This is a genomic window from Vogesella perlucida (assembly GCF_979366545.1).
The window spans coordinates 1-336 of record NZ_CEETRO010000051.1 but is presented as its reverse complement, the minus strand read 5'-3'; the positions used below and the strand labels follow the sequence as shown (position 1 = coordinate 336).

1 protein-coding gene is annotated in these 336 nt (G+C 68.2%); it reads left to right on the top strand.

The window, feature by feature from the left end:
- The coding region (locus ACZ9XP_RS17865) for an Ig-like domain-containing protein (protein WP_465188957.1) at positions 1-336 on the top strand (336 nt) is incomplete at both ends.

The window sequence follows — 336 nt, the reverse complement described above, 5'->3', positions numbered from 1 at the left end:
GTGGCCGGTCGCGACCTGGCCGCCGACACCACCATCGACGCCAAAGTGGCCGCCACCGATGCCGCCGGCAACGTGGGCGAAGCCACCACCGAGCACACCCACGGTGTGGACACCACCATCAACGCCAGCATCACGCTCGCGGCCAACATCACCGCCGACGACGTGATCAACGCCGCCGAGGCGGCAGACGACATCGCCATCACCGGTAGCGTGGGTGGCGACGTGAAGGTGGGCGACACCGTGACCCTGACCGTGAACGGCAAGCCGTTCACCGGTCTGGTGCAGGCCGACAAGACCTTCAGCATCAACGTACCGGGCGCCGAGCTGGTGGCCGAC